At 39.6% G+C, this 15,763-nt stretch carries 10 protein-coding genes; 9 read left to right on the forward strand and 1 reads right to left on the reverse strand.

The features are described from left to right. The 4 genes from ACESM0_RS08350 to ACESM0_RS08365 form a co-directional block, all read left to right on the forward strand. Positions 1 to 954, forward strand: a 954-nt coding sequence (locus ACESM0_RS08350) for a molybdopterin-dependent oxidoreductase (RefSeq protein WP_372905484.1), incomplete at its 5' end; no start/stop codon positions are given. Between the two features lie 24 nt (positions 955 to 978). Continuing rightward, positions 979 to 1,980: an NADH-quinone oxidoreductase subunit NuoH gene (nuoH, locus tag ACESM0_RS08355; RefSeq protein ID WP_372905486.1), complete on the forward strand. Its 1,002-nt coding sequence runs from the start codon at positions 979 to 981 to the stop codon at positions 1,978 to 1,980. Between the two features lie 317 nt (positions 1,981 to 2,297). Next, the gene (locus tag ACESM0_RS08360; RefSeq protein WP_372905488.1) at positions 2,298 to 4,946 is read left to right on the forward strand and encodes a tetratricopeptide repeat protein; all 2,649 of its coding nucleotides are present in this window, start codon (positions 2,298 to 2,300) and stop codon (positions 4,944 to 4,946) included. Between the two features lie 313 nt (positions 4,947 to 5,259). Next, positions 5,260 to 6,135: a DUF58 domain-containing protein gene (locus tag ACESM0_RS08365; protein WP_372905490.1), complete on the forward strand. Its 876-nt coding sequence runs from the start codon at positions 5,260 to 5,262 to the stop codon at positions 6,133 to 6,135. 8 nt (positions 6,136 to 6,143) lie between these two features. Here the strand turns inward: ACESM0_RS08365 and ACESM0_RS08370 are convergent, their stop codons facing one another. Continuing rightward, the gene (locus ACESM0_RS08370) at positions 6,144 to 7,415 is read right to left on the reverse strand and encodes a M23 family metallopeptidase (protein ID WP_372905492.1); all 1,272 of its coding nucleotides are present in this window, start codon (positions 7,413 to 7,415) and stop codon (positions 6,144 to 6,146) included. 146 nt (positions 7,416 to 7,561) lie between these two features. Between ACESM0_RS08370 and ACESM0_RS08375 the strand changes: the two genes are divergently transcribed. The 5 genes from ACESM0_RS08375 to ACESM0_RS08395 form a co-directional block, all read left to right on the forward strand. Then, positions 7,562 to 8,560, forward strand: a complete 999-nt coding sequence (locus ACESM0_RS08375; protein WP_372905493.1) for a hypothetical protein — start codon at positions 7,562 to 7,564, stop codon at positions 8,558 to 8,560. Then, complete coding sequence (locus ACESM0_RS08380; RefSeq protein WP_372905495.1) at positions 8,557 to 9,555, forward strand: vWA domain-containing protein; 999 nt, start codon at positions 8,557 to 8,559, stop codon at positions 9,553 to 9,555. The genes ACESM0_RS08375 and ACESM0_RS08380 overlap by 4 nt, the downstream gene beginning before the upstream one ends. A 60-nt stretch (positions 9,556 to 9,615) precedes the next feature. Further along, positions 9,616 to 12,963: a transcription-repair coupling factor gene (gene mfd, locus ACESM0_RS08385; protein WP_372905497.1), complete on the forward strand. Its 3,348-nt coding sequence runs from the start codon at positions 9,616 to 9,618 to the stop codon at positions 12,961 to 12,963. Continuing rightward, on the forward strand, positions 12,960 to 13,907 hold the full coding sequence (locus ACESM0_RS08390; RefSeq protein ID WP_372905499.1) for an L-threonylcarbamoyladenylate synthase: 948 nt from the start codon (positions 12,960 to 12,962) through the stop codon (positions 13,905 to 13,907). Before mfd ends, ACESM0_RS08390 begins: the two co-directional genes overlap by 4 nt. Before the next feature lie 147 nt (positions 13,908 to 14,054). Next, positions 14,055 to 15,763, forward strand: a 1,709-nt coding sequence (locus ACESM0_RS08395; protein ID WP_372905501.1) for a fasciclin domain-containing protein, incomplete at its 3' end; no start/stop codon positions are given.

Raw genomic sequence — 15,763 nt, forward strand, 5'->3', positions numbered from 1 at the left:
TGGACCCGCGACAATTTAGTGCTTCGTATCACACCTCGATATAATGAGTCCGTTAATGATCACTGGATGCCTGATGAAGGGCGTGAAGCCTATCGCCAGTTTAATGAAAACAGGATATCCAAACCGCTACAAAAGCTGGATGAAGGACAAACTAAATCCTCCTGGAATAATGCATTTGCAACAGTAACTGAACAACTGGAAGACGTTTCCAAAGATGATGTTCTTCTCATAGGCAGTTCTCATGCTTCGGTTGAAGAGAACTACATGCTCTCGAAGTTTGCCTCCATATTAGGCTATAATGCTCCTGTATTCTGCTCACATATTGAAGATGGGAAAGGAGATGGATTTCTATTAACCGATGATGTTGCACCAAACGCTAATGGATGTCGACTTCTCGGATTTGACGAAGTAACCGGGGATGAACTCTCAAAATCTGCATCAAGTGCCAAGGTAATCTTACTTTTAAATGATCATGTTGTTGATCGTGGCGTGATCGATAAAGATCATTTGAATAATTCTTTTGTCATTAATTTTGCAACAAACCATACCGAAACAACCAAGATTGCCGATTTGGTAATTCCAATTACATGTGTTGCTGAACATGCAGCAAGCTATGTAAATATTGACGGGCGTATACAACGAACACATCCGGCGAAAGAAACCAAATACACAAACCGCCGGCTCGATTTTGAAATGAATGAAGGGCGATTAGATCGCTACGGTACAAACTTTGACAATTGGGTCACTGAAGAAAATAAAGTTGATTGCCTCCCCTTCTGGATTGTAATCAATAAAATATCTGAAGAGATGGGTTTGGATGATTTTACCTACCAATCCGGCAGAGAAATTATGGATGAAATATCGTCCAGTGTTACACCTTTTGGAGGTGTTAGCTATGCCAAAATGGATGAAGAATCAGGTATCGTCATTCAAAAAGAAAAACAAACCGTTTAATTTAAATAACAAATATAATTGGGGATGGCTGAAGTCACATTGACGTCTTACATCGTTTTAGGAGTTGGTTTATTCATGCTCCTTAACTCTGCAGCGATTAGTGTATATGCTGAGCGACGCGTTGCAGCATTTATACAGAACAGGGTCGGACCAAACCGGGTGGGTCCTTTAGGACTCTTACAGCCCATAGCCGATGTATTAAAACTCATTTTAAAAGAAGACGTTACTCCTGATAAAGGGAATAAAGTTCTGCACACCGTTGCACCTATGATTCCTGTAGTTACAGCTTTGCTTACAGTAGCTGTAATACCGTTTGGAGAAGGTCTTTATGCAACTGATATTAATGCCGGGGTTTTATATCTACTTGCCGTTGCATCATTGGGCGTATATGGTGTTACACTTGCCGGATGGGCATCAAACAGTAAATATTCTCTCTTAGGGGGCTTGAGAGCAGCTGCTCAGATGATCAGTTATGAACTACCATTAGGAATGGCAGTTGCATCCGTAATCCTGTTTGTCGGCTCATTGAGTGTTGTGGATATAGCTGCCGCTCAGGAGACTTGGTGGTTTGTATTTTTAAATCCGTTAGGTGCAATCATTTTTATCATTGCGGCATTTGCAGAAAGTAACCGTACTCCTTTCGATTTGGTTGAAGCCGAGCAGGAACTTGTCGGTGGATTCCATACTGAATATAGCTCGATGAAATTTGGGATGTTTTTCCTGGCAGAATATATGCATGTAGTTATCAACTCTATGTTAATGACTACTTTCTTTTTTGGCAGTTATCATCTCCCCTTTGCCGGTTATTGGTTGCCCGAACTTTCACCTCTTCTGAAAGGTATTCTTGATGTTTCAGTCTTTACAGCCAAAACTGCTTTCTTCGTTTTTGTCTTCATCTGGGTACGCTGGACAATTCCAAGATTCAAATATAACCAAGTAATGAAACTGGGTTGGTCACGATTGCTGCCTTTGAGTATTCTTAACTTTTTTGTAATTGCAGCAATCTTATTTTTTATTGTTGGTTAGTACTTAGAATAATGTGTTCCAAATCAAGCCGGAAGAGTTCGCTCTTTTGGCTTTTTTTATACACTGTGTTCAAACTACTTGCTCGTGCCTCCAAAAAGATAAAGCAATTTCAACCCTCTTTATGGGTAATTAAATCAAATACTTATATTCTTTTTTCAATGTTTTTGTAAGGATTGTCAAAATTCTGTTCCGTACAGTAGTAAAGCTTAGGCATTAAATAAATCTCATTTGCAGATAGTCTCAATAGATTGCAGTTTCTAAGAACTACTTAGGCTTATTAAATATCAATTTTGGGTGTTAATTAAAACAGGCATTTCATGTCAGATTGGTCGATTATTGAAAAAATTGTGGATCAAGCTCTAGAACTTCCATTTGAAAAAAGGGAACAATTTATACGGGAAAGATGTGGAAATGATTCCCATCTGTGCCAAAGAGTATTGAATTATTTAGACTCCATTCAACAATCTACCTCCTTTTTCTCTAAAGCGGATAAAACTTTATTGTCTGTAATTAACACTTCCGCATCCAACAAATCAGGGTTCACGTCAAAACTAATCGGATCCGTAATTGACAAATACGAGATTGTAGAATTGATTAGCCACGGAGGAATGGGTACCGTTTTTCTGGCAAAGAGAATAGATGGTATTTATGAACAGACCGTTGCGTTAAAAATTGTTCGCCACGGTATGGAAACACCTGAAAATATCTGCCGTTTTGAGAAGGAGAGAGAAATTCTTGCAGGCCTCAACCATCCTAACATAGCCAAACTAATTGACGGTGGAGTAACAGATTTTGGTCTGCCCTATCTTGTTATGGAATATGTGGATGGCATTCCAATTGATGAATATTGCGAAAAAAACAAGCTTACAATATCACAACGTATTAATCTTGTGATATCTTTATGTAATGCTGTACAATTTGCTCACAACAACCTGGTGATTCACCGCGATCTAAAACCGGCTAATATTTTAATTGATAAAAACGGTCATGTTAAAATATTGGATTTTGGAATAGCTAAGCTTGTGGAAGATCGAATTGACTATAAAGGCGATGATGAAGTCACATCAACGCAGGCAGTAACCCCGGCCTATGCTGCCCCTGAACAAATTACAGGTAACAGTGTAACCACTTCTACTGATACTTATTCAATGGGTGTATTACTCTACAAGTTGTTAACAGGCATCACTCCATTCAACCTGAGTGATGTGAGTCCTTACAGCGGAAGAGAAACCATTATAAACCAAGAGCCCCTTAAGCCTTCTCTGAAATTCAATCAACTAAAGATTGATCAACAAAGTGAAATTTCTAAATCAAGATTAGTATCTACCTCAAAATTATTCAAAATTTTAAAATCAGATCTTGATGCTATATTACTCAAATCCCTTCGAAAAGAAGCATTCGAGCGGTATCAAACCATCGATAACCTTGTAGAAGATTTAAAAAGATATCTCAACAATAAACCGGTATTGGCACATCAAGGGAATTTCACATACCGGTCAAAGAAATTATTCCTAAGAAATTACAAGCAAATTGTTGTAGCCGCTGCCATAATCTTACTATCCGTTACATTTTCAATATATCATTCGAATAGAATTACTGAGGAAAAGAATATTGCCCAATACGAAGCTATGAAAACGGCTGAAGTTTCTTCCCTCCTTTTCGATCTATTCGAAGCCAACGCGCCGGACCAATCTCTGGGTGAAACAATGACTGCACAGGAATTATTGGAACGAGGGTTAAACAGAGCAGAAAAACTGGTGAACCAGCCCGAACTTCAGGCTCAAATGTTCAGTGTAATCGGTAAGGTTTATCTTAAAATTGGCAATGTATCAAAATCTAAAAATTTAATTGACAAAAGCGTCGATATCTATTCACATTTATACGGTGTAGACCACCCTGAAACTGCATTGGCCATTGCCTCTCAAGCGTTAGTACAAAGTTCAATGGGGAATTATAGTGACGCCGAAATGCTATACGATTATGCATTGGGAGTATTGGAAAATCATTCAGGGACTTATTTAAATAAATTTACCAATGCGATTAATGAACAAGGATATGTATTAAGAAGACAAGGAAAATATGAAGAAGCAGAAGAAATCTTCAGAAAAAATTATACCCTGCTTAAAGATCAGCACGGTGAGCTCAACGCTAAAGTGGTAGCTGCCTTAAATGGAGTAGGTGTCACGCAATTTAACAGAGGGTATTATGAAAAAGCTGAAAATATATTCAGAGAAGTACTGGATAAACGCATTCAGATTTATGGTGAAACCCATCCTGACATAGCAGAAAGTAAAAACAGTTTAGGCGCTCTTCTAATGAACCTTGGCCAATTCAAAGAAGCAGAAAAGCTTTTTGAAGACGCATTTTATTTGAGAAGTAGAATTTTAGGTGAAAATCATCCAAAAACTCTTTTGACTCTGAATAATTTGGCCATCTTGCAGCGTGATCGCGGTAAGTTTGATCTCTCGGCTAGATCGTTTGAAAAAGTTATATCTAAAAAAGAGCAGCGTTTTGGAAATAACACTGTTGCTTCTGCAATAAGTTATTTTTCTTACGGAGAGCTGTTGTTGATGATGGAGCGCTTTGAAGAAGCGAACACACAATTCAATAAATCATTACAGATTTTTGAGGAATACTTAGGTGAAGATCACTCTTTTACTGTCAGGTCTAAAATGAATCTTGGTATTGGTTACCTTCACACGAATAAAATATATGAAGCTGAGAGCTTGATTAATGAAGGTTACAGCAAAGTAGTTGAAATACATTCAGAAAATACATTGGAGAGAGCAATAGCAGATCATCAATTCGGCATTCTGAATATGAAAAAAGGGAACTACCAGCTAGCCGGTTTACACCTTGAAAAATCATTAGAAGCCTTCAATACTCTTGAGAGAAATGAATCTTCCCGCAGTAAAATCGTCTTGGATGACATACAAATGTTAAAACAAGTTGCATTATCGAAGTAACGCAGACGGCGTAAAGCAATTCGCACTACAATTTATCGCCCGGCCTACTTCTGCACACCATTGGTTGCATCACCTTTAATTTATATTTTCTGGTTAGAAGTGTTTTATTGAACTCAGCTTTAGAGATCTATCATAAAATTACAATAGTTAAAAAACGACATTGTAGAATCTAGGTTTGTTCTCAACGACTATGATTAGCTCTTTATTTGTAAAACCAACAGCAATTTTCCAATAGGAATGATTAATTTCAAAGGTCAATAAAGACTCACCTGTAATTCACGTTAAAAATTTTCATGCGTTTACATAAAAGTTTATGATCTCCAAGGATGTACTAAAAAAAATCAGAAAACTCGAAATACGAACCAAGGGTTTAGTTAACAATATCTTTGGTGGTGAGTATCAGTCTGCCTTTAAAGGTCAGGGGATGGAGTTTACAGAGGTTAGAACGTACACCTACGGCGATGACATAAGACAAATAGACTGGAACGTAACCGCCAGAAACGATGAGCCTTACGTGAAGGTATTTGAAGAAGAGCGTGAACAGACATTGATGCTATGTGTTGATATTTCACCGAGCGGTCTGTTTGGCAGCCATTCTCAAACTAAGATGGAGCTGGCTATCGAAATTTGCGCAGTAATGGCATTCAGTGCTATTAAAAATTCTGACAAGGTAGGTCTGCTTCTTTTCACCGATAAAGTCGAAAAAGTAATCCCTCCCAAAAAAGGCAAGAAACACGTATTACGGCTTATTCGGGAAATGTACACAACCAAACCTACCGGAAGCAGTACAGACATTGCGGACACTCTATCCTACGTTAACCGATTGCTAAACAGAAAAGCCATCATTGTACTGGCCTCCGATTTTGAAGATCAGAATTTTGAAAAACAGCATAAGATCACATCTCGCAAACACGATCTGGTTAATTTGGTAATTAGAGACAGATTTGAAGAGGAACTGCCTGATTTTGGTATTATACCACTTCGAGATGCCGAAACAGGTAAGCAGATGGTCATTGATACATCTGATAAAAAAGTACGGTTGGAGTTCAAAAAGAAAGTATTTAAAAGAAAAAGAGAGCTCGATAATTATTTTGTCAAAAACAGAATGGATTTTGTGGAAATCTACACAAATGAATCGTACGTTCGCCCGCTTACCAACTTTTTCAGAAAACGAATTAACCGCTACTGATTAACTCTTTACTTGAGAGCTATTTCGGACTGCAGTTCTAAATCGTTCAATCGATTATCAAGTATATTGACTACGTGCTGGAACTCTTCGAGATACTTCTCTTCCAGAGAATCAGCAGCCGGCATATCTACTGTTACTGAATTAACAGGTTTTTCGTTAACATAAAGTCGGTAACACAGATGTGGACCTGTTGCCAAACCCGTCTGTCCAACATAGCCAATTACCTGCCCCTGCTCCACTTTTACACCTTTTCGGATACCGGGTGCAAAACCATTGAGATGAAGATATGCTGTTTTGTAACTGTTATTGTGCCGGATCTGAACAATATTGCCATTTCCTCCTCTGCGTTGTGCTTCAGTCACTACTCCTTCTCCTACTGATATAATGGGTGTTCCGGTTGGTGCTGCGTAATCAGTTCCGTAGTGAGGTCTTCTCTGATTTAAAATTGGATGAAATCGACTGTGCGAAAAGTTCGAGCTGATTCTTTGGCTATATCTGAATGGTGCTTTTAGAAGCTCTTTTTGCATACTATCGCCATTTTCATTGAAAAAGCCTCTCCTTGAGTCATTTTCGAAATAATACGCTTTATACACGCGTCCCCTATGTTGAAACTCGGCAGCAATAATATCGCCAATTCCTAAGTACTCACCATTAGCATAAAGATTTTCATAAATTACTTTGAAATGGTCTCCTTGACGGAGTGCAAAAAAGTCAATTTCCCATCCGAACACGTCTGCTAATTCAACACCAAGCCTTTGTGAAACACCTGCATCCACAACTGTTTCATACAGAGAGCTATTAATTACGCCGGTTGCTTCTGCTTCCTCTTTGTTAACCGGCACCGATCCTGTTTCCACGTTAATATCATCCTGCCAATTAATAACCGCATAATCCACTTTAGACTGATGCCAGACCATGGCAAATGCGTCATCTTCGTCTTTATAGATTCGATAATTCTGGCCGGGCATCATACGACTTAAGTTTATAATGCCGGCAGCTTCTTGCTGAATGTTATAAATTATTTGAGGATCTATATTGTGTTTTCTAAGAATAGTGTATAAACTCTCATTTGTTCTTACCACACTCTCTTCAATTCTGACATTCTCTCCCTCGGTTATAAAACCATAGATGTCCTTTCCAGGGAGTGGCGGAATTTCATAAAAATTTTGGGCATTAATTATATCTTCTTCTAAGTCTTCAACCTTTTCAGGTCTTTCAAAAAGAGCTACGGTTAAAACGGCAAGAAGACATACAAATCCAATTAGCAGTGTTCGCGACATCTATATTAATTTTTCTCCGGTTAGTCTAAAGCAGATAAAAATTAAAATAATCTGAGCTCTAATCATAATTTAAGAGTTATTCAAATAATGAAGTTCTCTATTCGTTCTCCCTTTTCTTATCTTCATCGATTGCATTTAACCTATACATGAAGAAAAATATCACCGTGTACGCTAAGGCACGCTACTACATTCTGCTAATTTTACTATTTACTGCGAACTCCGGATTTGCCCAGCAAGTCTATACTTTCGTTGATACAGATTCACTAAGCGTTGGTGATATTTTTGAATACACTGTTGTTGTGGATAGCAGAGAGCAGCTACTGTCCTACCCGACTGAGGATGATTTTGAGGAAGAAGTAGAACTTGTAGACAGAACAAGATACCAGGTCCACGCTAATAGAGACAGTTTAGTTTACAAGCTTCAATTTTTCGGGACGGACGATCTGACGTTAGACAGGAAATCTCTTTTACTTTCAACCGCTTCAGGCGATACCACCCTATATACGAATCGGGTCCCTATTTTCTTTAAGACCCTGCTCGCTGAGGAGGATGAGGAGTTCAGGCCGCTGAAACCGATTTTTGATTTTGCGAGATCCATATATCCCTACATCATTCTCTTTTTGACTCTACTCATAGCCGGTTATTTAATTTACAGGTATTTAAAACTGCAACAGAAAAAGCAAAAGCAAGCTAAGCCGGTATATCAACAGCTCCCTTTTAAAAACCCATTAAATCAATTAAAGAGTGAAATTGAACATCTCAAGCGGATTGATGAATTATCATCTTTTGATGATTTTGAACAGTTCTATATTGAAATTGGAGATGCCATTCGCAGGTACTTGAAACGTATTCACGAAATTCCTGCCTTAGAGATGACTACCTCAGAAATTACTGCATCCCTTAAAAAGGAGTTTGTTTCCGCAGAGGTAATTTCAATCACAAGAAAAGTTCTAAATAGTGCAGACATGGTAAAATTTGCTAATTTTGAACCAACTAAAGAGCAAGCTCAATCTACTTTAGACAAGGCTAATACATTTATTGAGATTGTCTCTGAATCTGATGCAGAAATCATTGATCAAATGCGTGAAAAGCACGACATGGCTGAATCTGAAAAGTCTGGAATTTCAAACGCAGGACAGAAATGAGTTGGGCAAATCCTGAGTTTTTTTGGCTGCTATTGCTTTTGCCTTTATACGTTGGCTACTATGTGTGGAAGTGGATAAAAACAAAGGAGTCGGCACTTCTATTCTCATCTGTAAATAAGCTTGATGGAGTTTCCAGTGGCTACAAAGTTTGGTTATCCCGAGCCACACCATTGCTACATGCAGTTGCTTTTACCTTATTTGTAGTTGCCCTTGCCAGGCCCCAGTCCCAAAATACAACTGTTGAAAGAAGTGCAGAAGGCATCGATATCGTTATTAGTCTTGATATCTCTTCTTCCATGCTCGCTGAAGACATCAAACCCAACCGTTTGGTTGCATCCAAAGAGTTAGCTGCAGATTTTATCGACAAACGAATTTCGGATCGCATCGGAATTAATGTTTTTGCCAGAGAAAGTTTCACGGTTGTACCTCCAACATTGGACTACAGTCTGGTAAAAAGTATGCTGGAAACGGTAGACTTAGGAATGGTTCGCGACGGTACAGCTATCGGAATGGGGATAGCAACTGCTGTAAACCGATTGAGGGACAGCAAGGCTGAATCGAAAGTTATCATCTTGCTAACTGACGGGATGAATAATTCAGGAGAAATTGATCCGATAACGGCAGGAGAAATTGCCGATACATATGGAATACGAATTTATACGGTTGGAATTGGTTCAAGAGGTACAGCGCCCTACCCTGTCGATGATCCCATTTTCGGCAGGAGGTATCAAAATGTTCAGGTTAACATTGATGAAGAAATGTTGCAACAAATTTCCCAACAGACCGGTGGCAGATACTGGAGAGCCACCGATTTAGAGCAATACACCGAAATCTATCAAGAGATTGACAAACTGGAACAATCTGAGATTGAGGAAATCACATATGTGGATTACGAAGATCTCTATTTTAATTATCTGCTCGGCGGATTATTTTTCCTTCTTTTAGCTTTTATAAATGAACGCTTTGTAGTCCGATCCCCGTTATTTCAGCCCTAGTCTGTAAAAGAATCTTAAATTTCAATAATCGCTTCTGCCGGAAGCAATTTCTGCCTTTATATGATTGATCAAATTCGCTCTTCCATTTTAAAATTAGTACCTGTAAAAGAAATAGAGACATTTCTGAGCGAAAAGAAACACCTGTTTCTCAAAAACTTTCAAGGTTCATCCGCCCTATTCGCACTCTCTGAAATTAAATCCCAAACGGGAACACTTTTATACATCACAAAGGATTTTGAGCGTTCTGCAGCCGTTGCTGCTGATTTAGACCAAATTTCTGACTCCGGGGTTTATCTCTTTCCACCAACCCGAAAAAAGCCGTACGACTCAGGTAAAGTTGTTGATATGTCTGTGTTGGTTCAGAGATCTGAAGTGCTGGAGAAAATCAGTTCAGGAGCAGGTGGTATTATCGTGGCATCTATTGATGCAATCGTTGAAAAACTGGTGCCGGCCGATGTATTTCATAAGGCATCTATTAAGCTTGAAAAAGGTGCGGAAATTCGGCTTGATGATCTGTCAGAACGGCTCACAGATCAGGGGTATAGCTCAACCCGCTTTGTTGACGCTCCTGGTGAATTTGCTGTTCGCGGGGGTATCTTTGATGTTTATCCCTTTTCCGGTGAATATCCAGTCCGCCTAGAGTTTTTTGGAGATGAAATTGAATCTATACGTGAATTTGATCCAAATTCACAGAGATCTATTTCTTTCTTGAATGAGACCCGATTAGTTCCAAACTCAGGGGGAGATCAATCCCAGTCGATGGAGAGCCTTCTCTCATATTTATCGGAAGAATCACCGATTATTGCAGAAGATATTGATGTGTTAACCGGTGAGTTATCGGAATATTTTGAAAAGGCAGAGAAAAGCTATGCAGATCTAAATCAGAATGAATTTTCTGCTCCGGATCAAAACTACGTATCTCCGGAAGAGTGGAAAAAGGATATTGAAAACCGGTCTCTTATACTTCTGGGTAGTTTCAATAAATCAATACGGTTCGATAAAACCATTGAACTGGACAGCTCCCCACACCCCTCTTTTCATGGAAATTTCAAACTGCTTCGGGAGTTCATCACTGATCACACCAAGAAAGGATATCAAACCTATATCTTAGCTGATCATGAAAATCAGAAAGAGCGGTTTGAAGAGTTATTGGGCGAGCCCGGAGACGATTTCATTTATCGGGTTTCAACACAAACCATTCATGAAGGTTTTGTACTGAACTCCGAAAAGAAAGCCATATTAACGGATCATCAGATATTTGACCGGTATCATCGACCCAAAATTAAACGAAAGCGTGTTCGCGGCGGTATCTCATTCAAAGAGTTAAAAGACCTGAACATTGGTGATTTTGTGGTCCATGTCGATTACGGAATCGGTAAGTTTGCAGGTTTCAAAAAGATCGAAGTTCGAAATGCAACTCAAGAAGCTGCCGTATTACGATATAAAGATGATTCGACTCTTTATGTAAATGTTTCCAGCCTTCATAAGATTCAGAAATACTCCGGTAAAGAGGGAAAGCAGCCAAGGGTAACCAAACTTGGGTCGGGCGAGTGGGCCAGGAAAAAAGCATCCACCAAAAAGAAAGTTAAAGACATTGCCCGCGACCTTATCGATCTCTATGCCAAGAGGAAAGCTCAAAAAGCATTCTCTTTTGCCCCGGATAACTCTTGGCAAACAGAGCTCGAAGCACGCTTTGAATATGAGGAAACGCCCGACCAGTTAGAGGCGATCCATGCAGTAAAAGCAGACATGGAGTCTGAACAGCCCATGGATAGATTGATTTGCGGTGATGTTGGCTTTGGTAAAACCGAAGTTGCCGTTCGAGCTGCTTTCAAAGCGGTTATGGACCAGAAGCAGGTTGCTATACTGGTACCGACCACCATTCTGGCTGATCAGCACTATAAAACGTTCATGGAAAGAATGAAGGAGTTTCCCGTACAGGTTGAAGCTCTCTCCCGTTTCAGAACTGCGAAAGAGCAAAAAGAGATCATAAAAAAACTGGAAGCCGGTAAAGTTGATATTTTAATTGGTACACACCGCATCGTTTCTAAAGATGTGAAGTTCAAAAATCTTGGACTGTTGGTTATTGATGAAGAACAGCGATTTGGCGTTTCCATAAAAGAGAAGTTAAAAAAGTTCAGAGCTACAGTTGACGTGATGACGTTAACTGCCACACCGATTCCCAGAACCCTGCAGTTTTCTCTGATGGGAGCGAGAGACCTCAGTATAATCAATACCCCTCCTCCCAATCGTCAGCCTGTCTACACGGAAATACACAGCTTTAACGAGGAGTTAATCAGAGATGCCCTTATTGAAGAAGTTTCCAGGGGCGGTCAGGTCTTTTTTATACATAACCGGGTGAAAAACATTGAAGAAGTTGCCGGAATGATTCATGATCTGGTGCCGGATATTCGTGTCAGGTTTGCTCATGGTCAAATGTCTCCTGCAAAATTGGAGAAGATTATTCAAGATTTCTACAATCATCGCTTCGATGTCCTGATCTCAACAAATATTGTTGAAAATGGTATTGATATTGCTAATGCCAATACGATAATCATAAACAACGCCAATCAATTTGGATTGAGTGAGCTGCACCAACTTCGCGGACGTGTGGGCCGATCGAACCGCAAGGCATTTTGCTATTTGATTACACCGCCCATCCAAAAACTATCGGCTGATGCCCGGAAAAGATTAACAGCACTTGAGGAGTTCTCCGATCTTGGATCAGGGTTTAACATTGCCATGCGAGATCTGGATATCCGGGGTGCCGGAGACATTCTGGGTGCAGAACAGAGCGGCTTTATTTCGGATGTAGGTTTCGAACTATACACAAAAATCTTAGACGACGCCGTTAAAGAGCTTAAAGAGACCGAATACAAAACGATGTTCAGTAATGAACAAGTCTCCATTGATTACCCTGAAACTCAAGTCAAATTTGACCTGTCCGCGTACCTTGAGAAGTCTTACGTGAAAGACAATGTAGAGCGATTAAACCTTTACCGAAAATTATCTGAAGCCACTTCAATCGACCAGATTGATGACTGGCATGAGGAGGTGGTTGACCGGTTTGGAAAAATGACGCAACCCGGTATCAATCTGATCAAAGCGGCTAAAATAAAGCTGATCGCATCGAAGATGTTAATTAAAAAAGTTACCATTCGATCGACAAGAGTGTGGCTCATGGGACCTAAAAATGAAAGTAAACTTGGCGAACAGTTTTATGGATCAGGTTATTTTCAAAAATTACTGGAAAGCATTCAGCAAGATGATTCTCACCCTTATAAAGTTGTTCAGAAAAACGATACCGTCACGTTGGTCATACAGAACATTGAAGATGAAGACGCAGCGATAGAGTTTTTGACTACGTTGCCTGAATTTGAGATGAACGAAGAACAAGTAGAGGCATGATCATTGACTTTCAGTCGGCTGTAGAGCTCATCAAGAAGGGAGACGTGATTGCTTTCCCAACTGAAACGGTATACGGACTGGGAGCAGATGCAAATAATATTTTGGCGATCAAGAAAACGTATGAACTTAAGGGTCGCCCGTCAGACAATCCTTTAATTGTTCATGTTAGCTCTGTGTCTCAGGCCGAAGATATTACCCGCAATTTACCGGAGAGTTTTTATAAGCTTGCGGAAAGCTTTTGGCCCGGACCTCTCACTTTAATCGTAGAAAAAAATCCATCAGTCCCGGATATCGTAACAGGAGGCTTATCTACCGTTGCTGTTCGCATGCCAAACCATCCTCTTGCACTAAAATTAATTACCCAAAGCGGTCCTTTAACAGCTCCCAGCGCCAATAAAAGCGGAAAACCAAGTCCAACAAAACCGGAACACATATGGCAAGATTATGGAGATGTGCTGCCCGTTCTGGATGGAGGTTCTACAACGATTGGATTAGAGTCTACTATCTTAGACCTAACTTCAGAACTGCCTGAAATTTTAAGGCCGGGTGCCATTTCCAATATTGAGTTATCCGAAGCTTTAGGAGAGAAAATACGTCCCTTTCAGGAAAAAAAATTTAATGAACCAAAACCGGTTAAAAGCCCCGGGACTAAGTACACACATTATAAGCCAGATGCCGAAGTAAAATGGATCAGAAAAATTCCTAAGTCCCTAGAGATTAAAGCATTATATATAGTTCACTCTCAAAAAAAGTTGCCTAATGCTAAAAACTTAATCTCTTACGGGGGAAATTTTAAAGCATTGGCAAAAGATTTGTATGATATTTTCCGCAGCGCTGATCACCAACAGTATGAAAAAATATATATCGAAGAACTGCCTGAACAGCAAAAGGATACAATGATATCGGCACTGAATAATCGTATCTCTAAAGCCTGCAATGAGTAACACATCACCTAGGTGAATTTTACAAGTAACCTGTAGGTAAATTTTTTTTCGTGATTGTAAACGATTTTAAATTAATTTGATGTTATAGTGAGTAACTGATTGAAAAAATAATCAGAATCTTTTAACCCAAATTAAACAGCAAACACGATGAAAATAAATAATACGATACGGAAGCTGTTGCTATTTATTATAGCACCACTTCTTACGATTACGTTAATTACCTCCTGTGGAGATGATGACGATGGCCCGGTAACACCACCATCCGAAGATTTAAATCTCGTTGAACTTGCCCAAAGTGACGAAAACTTCAGTACTCTTGTTAGTATAATTGAAGATTTGGACCTAGAGGAAACTCTTGCATCCGGAGATTTTACAATCTTTGCTCCTACCAACGCTGCATTCGACGCACTGCCTGATGGTACTCTTGAGGGTCTTTCAGACGATCAAAAACTCGACATCATACAGTTCCACGTAACTGAAGGATCTATTCCTTCTTCTGCGTTAGATGCTCAGCAAGATGTAGAAATGTTAAATGAAGAAAAAACCTTAGTACAAGCCAGCGCAGCTGGAGTTGTAGTAAATGGTTCTTCAGATGTTGTTGAAGCAGATTTAGAAGCAACAAATGGTTTCATTCACGGAATTGATGAAGTTCTACTGCCAAGTGCTATTCGAATTGCTCTTGATCAGCCAAATTTAGTTGACGTAGCTCAAGAGGCCGGTCAATTTGAAACTTTAATTGGACTTGTAGAAGATGTTGGCCTTACAACAACGCTTCAATACTTAGGCCCTTACACTGCCTTTGCACCAACCGATGCAGCATTCACAGCCCTTTTTGAAGAAATTGATTCAGGTTCATTAACAGAAGAACAGATTACATTTATTCTTACCTACCATGTAATTAGCGGTGATGGTATCGCTTCAGACGATCTAGCCCCTGAACAATCCGTAGAATCAGCTGCCGAAGAGCTTCTCTACATTACTTCAGATGAAGAAGATGGTGTAACTGTTAACGGTAATGCTTCTGTAATAGACGCAGACGTTGACGCTTCAAACGGTCTTATTCACGTTGTTGATAATGTACTTCTGCCGAATGCATTTTTAAATACTGTAGAAGTTGCTCAGAAAAACTACAACTTTACAACACTGGTTGATCTGATTGTTCAGGCTGACTTAGCTGAAACGGTTGCTACAACTGAACTGACAGTATTTGCACCGACAAACGATGCTTTCGCCGATCTTTTTGCAGAAGTTGATCCACAAAGCTTATCAGATGCCCAAGTAGAAGAAATTCTTCTTTACCATACGATTCCAGGTACCACAATTGCATCAGGTGATCTTCAGGAACAGCAAACTGTTGCATCTACTACTGACGAAAATCTTTATGTTACTGTTAACGGCGATGTAGTGGTTAACGGAAACTCAACAGTTGTAACACCTGACGTTGCTTCCAATAACGGTATTATTCACGCAGTGGATACAGTACTGATGCCGAATGCATTTGTTGATGTACCAGCAATTGCTCAGAAAAATTACGATCTGTCTACACTTGTAAGTTTATTGGTTGATAATAATCTGGTAGAAACCCTTCAGGGTGACGGACCTTTCACCGTGTTTGCTCCGACAAATGCTGCCTTTGACGAAATCAGTGAAGTTGTTGATGGACTGACGAATGATGAGATTGTAGAAGTACTGACATATCACGTGTTAGCTGCAAATGTTGAGTCCGGAGATATTACACCGCCTCAAACAGCAACGATGTTGAACGAGCAGGATATTACCATTGATGTTGTTGAAGGTGTTGTAACTATTACTGATGCCGACGGCGGTACTGCTGAAGTAGTCGTTGCCGACCAAAT

The organism is Rhodohalobacter sp. (genome assembly GCF_041686455.1).
GTDB lineage: Bacteria > Bacteroidota > Rhodothermia > Balneolales > Balneolaceae > Rhodohalobacter.

Excerpts from the sequence above, each read along its gene's own strand:
- nuoH (WP_372905486.1), top strand. The coding sequence starts at position 979 with ATGGCTGAAGTCACATTGACGTCTTACATCGTTTTAGGAGTTGGTTTA.
- ACESM0_RS08360 (WP_372905488.1), top strand. The coding sequence starts at position 2,298 with ATGTCAGATTGGTCGATTATTGAAAAAATTGTGGATCAAGCTCTAGAA.
- ACESM0_RS08365 (WP_372905490.1), top strand. The coding sequence starts at position 5,260 with ATGATCTCCAAGGATGTACTAAAAAAAATCAGAAAACTCGAAATACGA.
- ACESM0_RS08370 (WP_372905492.1), bottom strand. The coding sequence starts at position 7,415 with ATGTCGCGAACACTGCTAATTGGATTTGTATGTCTTCTTGCCGTTTTA.
- ACESM0_RS08375 (WP_372905493.1), top strand. The coding sequence starts at position 7,562 with ATGAAGAAAAATATCACCGTGTACGCTAAGGCACGCTACTACATTCTG.
- ACESM0_RS08380 (WP_372905495.1), top strand. The coding sequence starts at position 8,557 with ATGAGTTGGGCAAATCCTGAGTTTTTTTGGCTGCTATTGCTTTTGCCT.
- mfd (WP_372905497.1), top strand. The coding sequence starts at position 9,616 with ATGATTGATCAAATTCGCTCTTCCATTTTAAAATTAGTACCTGTAAAA.
- ACESM0_RS08390 (WP_372905499.1), top strand. The coding sequence starts at position 12,960 with ATGATCATTGACTTTCAGTCGGCTGTAGAGCTCATCAAGAAGGGAGAC.